At 60.6% G+C, this 12,423-nt stretch carries 10 protein-coding genes; 5 read left to right on the top strand and 5 right to left on the bottom strand.

Annotated elements, in window-relative coordinates; all coding sequences use genetic code 11:
• Positions 1-118 precede the first annotated feature (118 nt).
• Positions 119-889: a tetratricopeptide repeat protein gene (locus tag LJ738_RS11840; protein WP_227786524.1), complete on the top strand. Its 771-nt coding sequence runs from the start codon at positions 119-121 to the stop codon at positions 887-889.
• Between the two features lie 80 nt (positions 890-969).
• Entirely contained in the window at positions 970-1,707 is a 738-nt protein-coding gene (locus LJ738_RS11835) for a hypothetical protein (protein WP_227786523.1), read from the top strand.
• Between the two features lie 96 nt (positions 1,708-1,803).
• Here the strand turns inward: LJ738_RS11835 and LJ738_RS11830 are convergent, their stop codons facing one another.
• Together LJ738_RS11830 and LJ738_RS11825 are read right to left on the bottom strand one after the other, a co-directional pair.
• Positions 1,804-4,263, bottom strand: coding sequence for a M4 family metallopeptidase (locus tag LJ738_RS11830; protein WP_227786522.1), 2,460 nt, complete (start codon positions 4,261-4,263; stop codon positions 1,804-1,806).
• Between the two features lie 413 nt (positions 4,264-4,676).
• A complete protein-coding gene (locus LJ738_RS11825; RefSeq protein WP_227786521.1) occupies positions 4,677-5,993 on the bottom strand; it encodes an amidohydrolase in 1,317 nt (438 codons plus the stop codon).
• 153 nt (positions 5,994-6,146) lie between these two features.
• On the opposite strand from LJ738_RS11825, the gene LJ738_RS21510 reads away from it, so the two are divergent.
• Positions 6,147-6,854: a phosphatase PAP2-related protein gene (locus LJ738_RS21510; RefSeq protein ID WP_227786520.1), complete on the top strand. Its 708-nt coding sequence runs from the start codon at positions 6,147-6,149 to the stop codon at positions 6,852-6,854.
• On the opposite strand, the gene LJ738_RS11815 is transcribed toward LJ738_RS21510, so the two are convergent.
• Together LJ738_RS11815 and LJ738_RS11810 are read right to left on the bottom strand one after the other, a co-directional pair.
• Entirely contained in the window at positions 6,836-7,618 is a 783-nt protein-coding gene (locus LJ738_RS11815; protein ID WP_227786519.1) for an SDR family NAD(P)-dependent oxidoreductase, read from the bottom strand. The genes LJ738_RS21510 and LJ738_RS11815 overlap by 19 nt on opposite strands.
• Positions 7,619-7,708: 90 nt before the next feature.
• Positions 7,709-8,524 carry a phytanoyl-CoA dioxygenase family protein gene (locus LJ738_RS11810; protein WP_227786518.1) on the bottom strand — a complete coding sequence of 272 codons (816 nt, stop codon included), beginning with the start codon at positions 8,522-8,524 and terminating at the stop codon, positions 7,709-7,711.
• A gap of 483 nt (positions 8,525-9,007) precedes the next feature.
• On the opposite strand from LJ738_RS11810, the gene LJ738_RS11805 reads away from it, so the two are divergent.
• Together LJ738_RS11805 and LJ738_RS11800 are read left to right on the top strand one after the other, a co-directional pair.
• Entirely contained in the window at positions 9,008-10,567 is a 1,560-nt protein-coding gene (locus LJ738_RS11805; RefSeq protein WP_227786517.1) for a hydroxymethylglutaryl-CoA reductase, read from the top strand.
• Between the two features lie 477 nt (positions 10,568-11,044).
• Entirely contained in the window at positions 11,045-11,773 is a 729-nt protein-coding gene (locus LJ738_RS11800) for a hypothetical protein (protein ID WP_227786516.1), read from the top strand.
• Positions 11,774-11,850: 77 nt separating this feature from the next.
• Here the strand turns inward: LJ738_RS11800 and LJ738_RS11795 are convergent, their stop codons facing one another.
• The gene (locus LJ738_RS11795; RefSeq protein WP_227786515.1) at positions 11,851-12,372 is read right to left on the bottom strand and encodes a hypothetical protein; all 522 of its coding nucleotides are present in this window, start codon (positions 12,370-12,372) and stop codon (positions 11,851-11,853) included.
• Positions 12,373-12,423 lie beyond the last annotated feature (51 nt).

The following is a 12,423-nucleotide window of genomic DNA, read 5'->3' as shown; positions in this document are numbered from 1 at the left end:
GACCTGAGCTCAATGCTAGGGCGGGCCATGTCCTTGCCGCTATTGGGTTTATCTTTGTCAGAAAGCCTGCCTGGCCCTTTTTATAGCGGCTGGGTTTATTCATTATTCATCCAATCCCGTGTTGTTTTCCGCTTCGCTCAAAACCATTTCGCAGCCCTGGGTTGCTTTGTTGCTGCTTGGGCTGCTCGCGGCGGCCCCTGCGCATGCCCAGCGCAAAGGCCGCGCCGCCAGCGTTGCCAACGCCGATGGCAGCCTCCCAACTGCCACGGCATCGCCGCGCGCGGCGCGCCTGCAGCCGCTGTTTGGCGGCCTCACGCCAGCCCAAGCCACCCAGGTCATTGGTGAAGCCCAGCTCAAGGCCATTGCGGCCAGCTTTAGCTCCACGACCGAGGCCAGCTCTTTTTTCACCACCAAAGGCTACGAGTACCTGCGCGAAAACCAGCCCGACACCGCCGCTTACCGCTTTAACCTGGCCTGGCTGCTCAACCCCCAAAATGCCGAAGCCTACCGCGGCCTGGGCATTGTGGCCAGCACCCAGCCCAACCCCGACGCCGCCATTGGCCTCCTCGCCAAGGGCCTGGCGCTGTCCCCCAGCAGCACCCTGCTCATGAGCGACCTGGGCGCTAGCTACCTTATTCGCTACAGCAAGACCAAGAAAAAGAAGGACCTGACCGCCGGCATGGACCTGCTCCAGCGCGCCACCACCCTGGACCCCGCCAACGCCGATGCCTGGCAGCAGCTGGCGCGCGGCCTGTACTACCAGGAGAAATACCCCGAGGCCTGGGCTGCCATCCACAAAGGCCGGTCGCTGAGCGTCCCCAGCCTCGACTTTCAACTAATCACTGACCTGCTGGCCAAGCAGCCAGACCCGCAAGGCACCTTCAAGTAAGCGCCACTAAACAGACGGATTTCAGCGGTTTGCCCGTTAAGCTCCGTATAAGCGGTTTCCTTCACTTTTATATCGATAGTATGCGGATTAAGGCCTTGCTTTTAGGAGTAGTAACAACAGCAGGAATCATTAGCAGTAACACGGCCCAAGCCCAGCATTACGGGCAGCGGCGCCATTATAATAGCCAAGGCCGCCCCTACTACCGGGGCCCGGTCCATCTCACGTTTGGGGCCGGCACCGGGCTCTACGACGGCGACCTGGGCAACAGCCCCGGCAACAATTTCTTCGGCCCCGCCTTTAGCGCAGGCGGGCTTTATCGCCTCACTCCCCACCTGAAAATCGGGGGCGAATTTTCCTACGTGAAGCTGGGTGCCCGCGATAAAGCCGTGGAGCGCGGCCTCGCCTTCACCAGCTCCAACGGCCTGGGTACGGTGTTTCTGCGCTTCGATTTCCTGCACGACGAATCCATTTTTGCGGCATCGCAGGCCGATGCGCCCACGCTGCAGGTGTATGCGCAGGTAGGCGCCGGGCTGCTGCTCTACAACCCACACTCCTACTTTGGCACGGAGCGGCCCGATAATACTACCATTTACCTGCAGCCGGAGCGCAACGATTACCCCGCGCTGGCCGGCGTGGTGCCGGTGGGCGGAGGCTTCAGCGTGCTCCTGACCGACCGGCTGCGGGCCGGCCTGGAAGCCAACTACTACATCACATCCACCGACCAGCTCGACGATATCAACGTCCGCCTGGGTGGCGCAGGGCTCAATAAAGACGGTTTCGCCACGGTGATGCTGAAACTTGACTACGCCCTGCGCTAATACCGCTGGAAAATTAGCCAGTCAACCAGTTAGCCAAACACAAAAAAGGCCCGCCAGCAATGCTGACGGGCCTTTTTGCAATATTGCGAGGAGCGGTTACTCTTTCACAAAGCGCTGGTGGAACACTTTCTGCCCGTCGCTTACGCTTAGGGTGTACATGCCCTTGGCCAGGCTGCTGATGTTGAGTGTGCCGTTGCTGAAGCTAGCGCCGGGTACGCGGGCCCCGCGGACGTCGGTCACTACTACGCTCGTGGCTTCGGCGTTGCCGGGCAGCACGAAGCGTACGGCGTCGGTGGCAGGGTTGGGGAATACTTCCAGCGTGCGGGCCAGCTCATTGCCCAGGGGCGAAGAGTTGCCGGTCAGGCCGTAGACGCCTTCGGTCAAGGCCGCGCCGCCGGTGATGTTCACCGTGTAGTCCTCGGCCTCGCCGTAGCTAAAGGTGCCGCAGCTCGTGGTGGCGCTGGCATCGCTCATTACGATGCGCATGCGGGTAGCACCGCTGCGGGCCGTGGTAGGCACCGCGATGGTGCTGCTGAGGGTGCCGCTGCTTGCCGACGAGCCGGATATTACCAGTTCGCCTGCATCGGTGAATACGCCGTTCTTGTTGTAGTCGATGTAGATTTTCCAGTACTCGGTGTAAGCCGCACCAGAGAAGCCGGCGCTGAAGTAAATGGTGTTGCTGGTGCCGGCGGCCAGGCTGGTGCTCAGGGCCGTGCCATTGTAGTAGCCTGCATCCGAGCCCGAAGCGCGGTTGATGCTGCCAATGTTCACCAGGTCAATCCACTCATACGACTGGGTGGTGCCTTTGATGGTGCAATAGGTAGTGGTGGGGGGAGGCGTGGTGCCGCCAGCGGCTGCGCCAACACCAACGGCAAACCAAGCATTGGTAACCGCCGTTACCTGAGCCGAACCGGCACCGTACAGGTCGGTAGCAGCTTGGATGGCGTACGTGCGGGCTTGAGCATAGGTAGAAGAAGCCACCATGTACACGCTTTCCATGCGGAACGTGATTTTGGCCGCTGCGTCGAGGCCTACGCCGGTTACGCTATAAACGCCACCGCCTTCGTTGGTGCCCGATTTGCCCACCGCGAGGATGTAGAACCAGTGGTTCAGCACGCCCGAGTTGGTGTGCACACCGCCCTGGTCGTTGGCGTTAGAAGGAGACGTGGTGGTCGGCACCCAGTACTGGCCTTTGTAGTAAGCGGGCTGGCCCAACGACTTGGGGTCGCTCATGGAGCGCAGCGCGGCCTGCTGCTTGTCGATTTCCTCGCCAATCAACCAGGTCGATTTGGCTTTTACGCCGCCCGAGGTGAAGCCCAGGTTCGCTACGGCGTACGCCTCGATGCTGGCACCCCAGATGTCGGAGAGGCCTTCGTTCATGGCGCCCGACTCGTTGGCATAAGTCAGGTTAGCAGTTCTTTCGCACACGGCGTGGCCGATTTCGTGGCCGCACACGTCCAGCGCCGTCAGCGGGCGGAAGCGCGAGGCGCCGTCGCCGTAGGTCATCACCGAGCCGTTCCAGTACGCATTCTCATAGCCCACGCCGTCGCCGGGGGTATCGTCGAAGTGCACGTAGCTCTTGATTTTGGCACCGGCGTTGTCGTAGGAGTTGCGGCCGTGCACGTTCTTCCAGTAGTCGTAGGTAGCCTGAGCGCCCACGTGGGCGTCGCCGGCCACGTTGTCGAAGTTGGCGTTGTTGTATTCCGTCCAGCTGTTGTCGGCGTCGATGAAGTCGGTAGCGGCGGTGTAGCTGCTGCCCTTCTTGCAGTTGTAGGTTTCGATGCCCAGGCCGCGGGTGGTGCCTTCGCGCAGGAAGTAGCCGCCGGTGGTGGTGCCGTCGTTGAACGTGCGGGTGCCGCTATACGCGGTGGCAAACGTGCCCGTAGCTGCGGCGTGCTTGATGATGTTGTCTTGTAACACCACTTCGCCGGTGCGGGCATCCACGTAGATGTAGGCGCGGCTGACGGGAGCGGCGGCGTACACGTCAAATTTCCACGCCAGTACGATTGAGCTTTTGGCGTTGGTTGCGCGGGCATCGCGCACAAACACCAGTTCGCCCGTGGGGCGGTAAGAAGCGGCGTCGGCATCGCCGCTCTGCCACATGTACTTGGTGGCGCCCACGTGGGCCAGGGCCCGGGTCAGCGCCGCCGAGGCATTCAACGAGGGCGTGGTGCTCAGCCCCTCAATCCGCTCGAAGTCGCCACTGATGCTTTCCACCGTGCCGCCCTTGGCGTGCACCGTGTAGTCGGCGTGCTCCACCCGGATGCCCTGGTAGTACTGGGCAAACTTCTCGTGCGTGAAGCCAAGCTGGTCGGTTTCCACGTTGCGCTTCACCATTTGGTCGGCGTTGGTCAGGGCCAGCTGCTGGCGCAGGACTTGGCTGCCTTCAATGCCGCGGTAAGCCATTTTTCCTTCGGCGCTGAACTGCACCAGCACGGGCTGGTTGTCTTCGCCTAAAACTTTGTTTTGAATGCGCGCGGCATCCTGGGCCTGGGCTGTGGTAGCAGCCAGTGAGCCGAGCATCAATAATGCAACAGCAGAGTATTGTTTTCTCATGTAAGAAAATGGAGTGATGGTGGGAAAAAGAATTGCACGAATTTCAATAATTCGCCATAAAGCTGACGCAACGTAATCAAATTCGTGATGGGCCTTACTCTATCTTGAAAATTTGGTTACAAATGCCCGAATCTTATACATGAATATTTAAACGAATTGCACTCTGCCAAATTGAAACATTCCTTTAACACGATAATTAAATTGGGTCGATTTTTGCTAGAACTAATCAGGTCCAGGCACCTGAAACGGATGGCATAGAGGAGCTTTGTTCCGCTTGGCGGCGGCTCCATTTTGGCACCCTTAGCGCTGTCAATAACGGCCGAGGCCCTGCGCCAGCAGCCGGGGCCTGAGCCCACCAGCCGCCCGCGCAGGGCCTCGGTTTTGGTTGTATCGGTGGCGGCTATGTCGGCCGGCTAGAGCTTCTTGGCGTTCAAGTAATCGGCGGCTAGCGTGGCCAGGGTTTTCACGCCCAGCGTCAGCCCACTTTCGTCGATGCGGAAGCCGGCCGTGTGGTGGTCGGCCGCGGTGGCGGGGTCCTGGCCTTTGGTCATGCCGCCCACAAAGAGGAACAAGCCGGGCACCTTTTTCTGGTAGAAGGAGAAGTCTTCGGCGCCGGTCACGGCCTTGATTTCGTGCACGCGCCCCGGTCCGGCCGCAGCTTGCAGCGTCGGCAGCATTTGGGCTGTCAGGGCAGGGTCGTTGATGGTCACGGGTACGTAGGGTTCGATGGTGACATCGGCCGTGGCGCCGGCGCTCTCGGCAATGTTGGTGGCGATGCGACGGATGGAGGCCCAGATTTGCTTTTGCACGGCCGGGTTGAGGGCCCGGATGGTGCCGCTCATCTCCACATCGGGCGGGATGACGTTGTAGCGCACGCCTGCGTTAATGGTGCCCACAGTTACCACGGCGGCGTCATCGGTGAGTTTTACCTCGCGGCTCACGATGGTTTGCAGGCCCATGATAATCTGGGCGGCCGTCACCACGGGGTCCACGCTGTTCCAGGGGTAGGCGCCGTGCGCGCCCTTGCCGTGCACTTTGATGGTGAAGCGGTCAGAAGACGCCATTTCGCCGCCGGGGCGGTAGTTCAGGTTGCCCACTTCGGTCCCGGCGCTGATGTGCACCCCGAACACGGCATCCACCTTGGGCTTGTCGAGCACGCCTTCCTTCACCATGAGCTTGGCACCGCCTTCCACGCCCGGCAAGGAGCCTTCCTCGGCGGGCTGAAAGATGAACTTCACGGTGCCGGGCAGGTCCTTTTTCACCTGGCTCAACACCTCGGCCGCCCCCATGAGCATAGCCACGTGGGTGTCGTGGCCGCAGGCGTGCATCACGCCCACGGGCTGGCCCAGGTAGGTGGTTTTTACTTTCGAAGCAAAGGGCAGGTCGTTGCTTTCGGTGAGGGGCAGACCGTCCATGTCGGCGCGCAGGGCCACCACGGGGCCGGGCTTGCCGCCCTTCAGAATGCCCACCACGCCGGTGCGGCCCACGCCGGTCTGCACCTCAAAGCCCAGCTTCTTGAGATGAGCGGCAATAATGCCAGCGGTTCGGGTTTCCTGGTTGCCCAGTTCGGGGTGCTCGTGAATGTCGCGCCGCCAGGCGATGACCTTGCTTTCTTCCTGGGTAGCCAGCTGGCCAATCCGGGCATTGAGGGCACTGTTTTGGGCTTGGGCAGGCAGATTGGCCAGCGCCATCACAACGCTTGCGGAAACCAGGGGAATAGAAATGCGCATAAAGAATGTAAGCAACGGATGAGGGGCGCACGGCACAATTGAGCCGGCAGGTAATGTTACGCACGGGATGGCTACAAATCCGCTAGTGTTGAGCCATAGGCGTATTTTTGTACCCGATTCTTCTGCTGCTCACTACCCGACTGCCCAATTCCTGTGGCTACGCTCTTAAAACCCCGTCGTTTGCCTAAAGCCGCGGCACCGGCCCCGGCAACGCTTCCCCCTGAGCAATCCTGGCCGGGGGCCTGGGCCAGCCCGGATTTCCGCGGGCGGCTGGGGCTGGTGGGGCTGGGACTGCTGGGGCTGCTGGAGGCGGCGCCGCGCTACTTCCACTTCATTCAGTCGCGCCCCGGCCGGCTGCTGGCCGACCCGCTGCTGAGTTTGCTGCCGGTGCACGACGAGTCGACCCTCACTTTTGGGTTGATTTATGGGAGCATTGGGGCCACGCTGGCCTTCTTGCTGCCGCGCCCCCAGCTACTGCTCCGGGCTTTTTGGGCGTACTTTATTTTGCAGCTGCTGCGCATGTTCACGCTGTGGCTGCTGCCGCTGGACCCGCCCCTCGCGCTGGTCGCGCTGCACGACCCCGTGGTGGACCACCTCTTTGCCGTGACCACGCAGCCCGTGGTGCGCGACTTGTTCTTCTCGGGGCACACGGCCACCATGGCCCTGCTGGCCCTGGCCGTGCGGGGCCGCCGCTGGCGCTGGCCGCTGGCGGTGCTTACCGGGGCAGTGGGCACCCTAGTGCTGGTGCAGCGGGTGCATTATTCCTACGACGTGCTGGCCGCGCCGCTGTTTGCCTGGCTGGCTTACTGGCTGGCCGAGCAAGTGGCCCGGCACCGGCCGCCCTACAAATACTTCTCGTAAATCCCGGCGGCGATTTTCTCCACAATGCCCTTGGGCACCACGCTGGTGAGGCCCGCCGATACCTTGTTGAGCATGCCGGGGATGATTTCGGCTTCGCCGGCCAGCAGGCCCACCACGGCGGCTTCGGCCACGGCCTCGGCCGTCATCGATACTTTGTTGGCGGTGGCTTGCAGCTCGGCGCCCATACCAGCGCGGTCAGCAAAGCTGGTGGTGGTAGCGCCGGGGCACAGGCAGGTCACGGAGATGTTGCTGCTCTTGAGCTCGTAGCGCAGGCCCCGGCTGAAGCTCAGCAAAAACGCCTTGCTGGCCGCGTAGAGCGAGAGCGACGGCACGGCCTGGTAGGCCGCGGTGCTGGCCACATTCAGCACGTAAGCCTTGGGGACCCGGTGCAGCGCCGGCAGCAGCGCGTGCGTGAGCGCCACCGGCAAATGCATGTTGAGCTGAAGCATGTTTTGCTGCTCGGCCAAGCTGAGCTGCTCGAAGCGGCCCCACAGGCCGTAGCCGGCGTTATTGGCCATGATGGCCAGCTGGTCGGTTTGCTGGGTGGCCCAGGTGGCTACAGTCTCGGCGGCGCCGGGAGCGGCAAGGTCCAGGGCCAGTACGCGGGCCTGACGCTGGTGCTTCTCCCCTATTTCCCGGGCCAGGTCCTGCAATTGGGCTTCGGAGCGCGCCACCAGCAGCAGGTCGTAGCCGCGCTGGGCCAGCAAAAGGGAAAGGGCGCGGCCAATGCCGCGCGAAGCGCCGGTAACGAGTGCGTAAGCCATTTATGTGGAGTGACTAATGAGGAGGGACTAATGACAAATGAGGAATTAGCCCAACGACTAATTCTTCCTTCCTCATTCTTCATTCCTCATTTATTTAACAAGGTGCAGGAAGCGCAGGTAAAACGGCGTGGGGCTGGTTTCACTCTTGGGCTGGTACTTGCCGGCGATGATGGGCACGTACATCACGCGGCGGCGGCTGGCTTCGCCGATTAGCGGCGATTGAGCTACGCGGTGCCACATGCGGCCGTCGTGCACGGTGAGGTCGCCGGCTTCGGTTTCGATGGCCATTTCGTTGGGGTCGTAGAAGACGTCTTTGTAGTACTTCTTCCGAAACAGCATCTTGTGCAGGCTCTGGCGGTGGGTGCCGGGAATCACGCGCAAGCCGCCGTTGGTGGCTTTGGTGCCGTCGAGGTGCAGGCCCACGTTGAGCATGGGGCCAATGCGCTTGCCGTAGAATACGTCGCGCAGCGAGTCGGTGTGCCAGCCCATCTGCGAGAATTCCGAGCCTTCGATGTTCACGTAGTGGTTCACCACGAGTCCGTCCTTCTCGTTTTCGCCCACCCGGCCGCCTTCGGCTTCGAGCAACGGAAACAAGGCCTTGAACCGGGGGTCTTGCACCAGCTCGTGTAGTATGGGGCTGTGCTGCGAGGCAAAAGCGAAGCGCTGCACAATGCGGGAGCCATCTACGTCGTGGCCGTATTTGATGGGCACGCCGTTCACTTTTTCTACGCCCTGGGCAAGCCATTTGGCTTGTACTTCTTCGGTGGCTTTCAGGAGTTGCTGAACGTATTCGGGCGAGGCAAAGGGGCGAAAGTGAAGGAAGCCGTGTTTAGAGAAAAAAGCTCGCTGTTCGGCAGTAAGCGTACTGCCGAGCGTGAAGCGTGGATAGTCTGAGGGGGAGGCCATAGCAGAAAAGAGGCAGCCGACGGGCATTCCCGACGCCGCACAAAGGTAATAATTAGGGCATAGCCACTGCCCTATGTGAGGCAGAATTGGAGACGTATGGCGCCTACTAACCGCGCCGATGCACGGGGGGTTTAATAAGTAAAATACGCAACAGGAGGATGAATGGAGGGTGAACAGGTCAACTAACCTAAACACTAAAGACCGATATACTTGCTAAATACTTTATCTACATGAATATACCTCCAGCCCCACAATTTTGCAACTTGCCCCCAATGGGGCCATTACTTTTTCCGCCACTGGCCTCTAGAAGGTGGGCATTGGCCGGGCGGTGAGCTGAAGTATTCCCGCTTACGGCCGAAGTCCGGGCGTCCCGGGCTTGCATTCATCGTTCCGATGGAGGCAATTTTCTCCTTAAAATTTCCCACCTTCACCCCCACGCACTCCCGCACCCGTTCCTACCTCCTCACATTCCCGCAAAAACCAATGGTCTTCACCCCCAGCCCCATGCTCCTGAAGCTGCTTTACACCCGCGGCAGCCTCCACAACCTGCCGCATTCAGGCGTGGCGTTCAGCATTAAAAACCGGCTCGACAACGTGAACCTGACGGGCTTTAAGCAGGTACAAATCGGCGATGTGGTGATTCCGGCTGAGAAAATCCACGTCGATTTGGGCAACGGAGAGCGGCGGGCTGCTACCGACATCAACGCCGACGGGCGGGCCATTGAGCTGCCCGTGGGCCGCTCGCTCGAGGTTTTTCTCGACACGCCTCGCCTCGCCGAGGGCATGCACCCGGTGCAGATTTGGTTTTCAACCGATGCCTTCGGCGACCTGCACGTGGAGGTCGAAGACGCCATTGTGGGCCTGACCAGTTTTAAGCCCCACATTCCGCGCTCCCAGGAAGACGACTACTCCGAGGCGGCCATCGCGGCCCGACAGCGCTTCGCCGAGGAGTTTTCGGGCAAGCAGTTTCAGCACCTCAAGCACTACTCTTTTGACCCCCACGTGCTTAAGGGCAACTGCGAACATTTCACGGGCGTGGCGCAGATTCCGGTGGGGCTGGCCGGGCCCCTGCTCGTGAACGGCGAGCACGCCCAAGGCGAGTTTCTGATACCGATGGCCACCACCGAGGGCACGCTGGTAGCGAGCTACAACCGCGGCATGCAGGTGCTGAACCTGTGCGGGGGCGTGAAATGCACCGTCATCGGCGACGCCATGCAGCGGGCGCCGGTGTTCGTGTTCAGCGATGCCCGCGGCGCCCGCGACTTTGGCAAGTGGGTGGAGGAGTCCATTGAGCAAATCCGGCCCCAGGCCGAAAGCACGTCCAGCGTGGCCAAGCTGCAGTACATCGACACGTACCTCAGCAACAAATTTGCGTACCTGCGCTTCAATTTCAGCACCGGCGACGCCGCCGGGCAGAACATGGTGGGCCGGGCCACCTTTGCGGCCTGCTCCTGGATTCTGGAGAACTACCGCGGCGCCAAAGTGGAGCACTTCTACCTCGAGTCGAACTTCGCCACCGACAAGAAAGCCTCCCAAATCAACATCATGCGCACCCGCGGCAAGCGCGTGGTGGCCGAAGCCGTGGTGAAGCGCGAGGTGCTGCAGCAGCGCATGCGCGTGACGCCCGAGCAGCTGGCCTACCACGGCCAGGTGAGCAACGTGGGTGCCTTCATGTCGGGGGCCAACAACAACGGCGCGCACTCGGCCAACGGCATCACGGCCATGTTCATCGCCACCGGCCAGGACGTGGCCAACGTGAGCGAGTCGTCGGCCGGCGTGCTGTACTCGGAAGTTACGCCCGATGGCGACCTGTACATCAGCATCACCATCCCCTCGCTCATCGTGGCCACCCACGGCGGCGGCACTGGCCTGGCCACCCAAAACGAATGCCTGGAAATGTTGGGCTGCGTGGGCCGCGGCACGGTGCGCAAATTTGCCGAAATAGTGGCCGGCGTGGTCCTGGCTGGCGAATTGAGTTTGGGCGCCGCCATCAGCAGCTCCGACTGGGTGAGCAGCCACGAGCAGTACGGCCGCAACCGGTAAGTCTGTATTCATCAGCAATGCAGCGTCACCCTTTCAGCTCAATTTACGGGCGTCGGGGTGGCGTTTTTGCTTTCCAGCACTTGCGTGGCTTTCTGCCGACTATTCGCAAACCACGCTGCGCAGCACGGCCACTTCTATTCGTTATGTTCGCAGCCCTGGCCCACGCCCAAATAGCAACGGAACAGATAAGGTGTAAATGGTGGAATATTACAACCAGCGTTTCTTAAGTTGAGCTAATAGGTTAGGCTGATTATTCTGTCAAGCACTAGATGAAATGCGCCAACCCTTATCATCTTTCTCTCTATTTATCATTTATTTACATCCGCAAGAAACCTGCACATAATTTCTGCGTCTTGGGTTGGCACGGTGCTTGGCTGCCCGAAAGTAATTTGGCACGCTAAGCAGAATCGTGATAGATGCCGATGTTATTGTAGTTTTGGTGCCGTTTTTATTCCATCTTCCTTTAATAATAAGTTAGTGAAGCACTCCTACTACTTATTTGCGGTGTTCTTACTGGCCTGCTGGCAGCCCGCCAGGGCCCAGATGGCACGAGACCAAGCGGAAGCCCAAAGTATTTACCAGCAGGCCAATGACGCCACTTTGGGGCGCACCCTGCGAGCTTCGGTCAAGCAGGCAACCGGTTTATTGGGCGATGGCACCTTCCAGTTTGGCACGTTGCGCACCTACGATGGCCACTGCCGCCCCGTGCCGGGCCTGCGCTACCACGCCGGCTTGCAGCTGCTCGAAACCCAGGACTCGGTGGAAATTGACTCCACCCACTTGTGGCCGGCCGGCAGCCTGCGGGGCTTCGACCTGGGCGAAGCCGGCGACGCGGAAATGCCACTGCGCCGCTTCCGCTCCCGGGTGGTGAAGGAAGGCAGCACCGGCACGCGCCGCGAGTTTGTGGAAGTGCTCACCGCCATCGATGCCGGGCCCATGCTGTTGGGCTGGCTGTATTCAGTCGCGCCGGTGCCCACGCCCAACGGGCGCCGCCCCCTGGTAGCGACCCTGCTTGCCGGCCCGGGCACCAACGGCAGCGAGCCCCTGCGCCCGCTCGAGCCCACCCAGGCCGGCGTGCTGCGTCTGTTTGGCGCCCGCACCGACGAGGTGCGCACCTTCGCTACCACGCAGCACCTCGACTACACCCGCCCCGCCGACATTGCCCGCATGATGGACTACTACAACCGCATTGCGGTGGTGAAATAACTACCCGAACTGCTCCGAAAACGACAACGCCGGCCCAATTCGGGCCGGCGTTGTCGTTTTCAATAAATCGGCTTGCGCTACAGCGGGTCAGCCGTAACCTTAAAGGTGGCGTCGGACCGCACGGTAAAGTCGTTGGCACTGAAGCCGGTGAGCTTGGCGTCTACCGTCAGCTCGTACGTGTCGGACTTCAGGTACTCGTCGAGCTTATCGGTGGTGGGTATCAGGGTGATGGTGTTGGTGCCCTGGGGCACGGTGTAGAGGTAGGCCAACTTAATTTTGTTGTTGGCATTGGGCGTATTGATGTAGATATCAATCTTGTCCAGGAAGTCAAACGTGGACCCTGAGGGACTGGTCACTGTCAGCACCATCTTGTTGAGGTACACGTTTTTGACGTTGTCGCGCGTGGTCTTGTTGTTGCGGAACGACTCTTCCGACTTCGTAACCACCTTCACCGGGGCCAGCTGGGCGCCCACGAAATAGCCGGGTATGGTTACGCTCTGCGAAACGTCGACGTTGAAAGTCAGAAGCTGGTCAAGCTTTTTGCAGCCGACCACGGCCAGGAAAAGCACCAGAGGAGCTAATAGGAAAATCTTTTTCATAGAGATTAAAGAATGACTGGACTGCAAATACGGCAAAAGCTAAGCCAATGG

The organism is Hymenobacter plasmatis, assembly GCF_020711255.1.
GTDB lineage: Bacteria > Bacteroidota > Bacteroidia > Cytophagales > Hymenobacteraceae > Hymenobacter.
Note: the sequence above shows the minus strand (reverse complement) of the source record. Positions and strands in the feature narration are given on the sequence as shown.

What these genes read in the sequence shown, in the direction of transcription:
- LJ738_RS11830 (WP_227786522.1), bottom strand. Translation starts at nt 4,263, where the DNA reads ATGAGAAAACAATACTCTGCTGTTGCATTATTGATGCTCGGCTCACTG.
- LJ738_RS11795 (WP_227786515.1), bottom strand. Translation starts at nt 12,372, where the DNA reads ATGAAAAAGATTTTCCTATTAGCTCCTCTGGTGCTTTTCCTGGCCGTG.
- LJ738_RS11815 (WP_227786519.1), bottom strand. Translation starts at nt 7,618, where the DNA reads ATGGCTTACGCACTCGTTACCGGCGCTTCGCGCGGCATTGGCCGCGCC.
- LJ738_RS11810 (WP_227786518.1), bottom strand. Translation starts at nt 8,524, where the DNA reads ATGGCCTCCCCCTCAGACTATCCACGCTTCACGCTCGGCAGTACGCTT.
- LJ738_RS11805 (WP_227786517.1), top strand. Translation starts at nt 9,008, where the DNA reads ATGGTCTTCACCCCCAGCCCCATGCTCCTGAAGCTGCTTTACACCCGC.
- LJ738_RS11835 (WP_227786523.1), top strand. Translation starts at nt 970, where the DNA reads ATGCGGATTAAGGCCTTGCTTTTAGGAGTAGTAACAACAGCAGGAATC.
- LJ738_RS11825 (WP_227786521.1), bottom strand. Translation starts at nt 5,993, where the DNA reads ATGCGCATTTCTATTCCCCTGGTTTCCGCAAGCGTTGTGATGGCGCTG.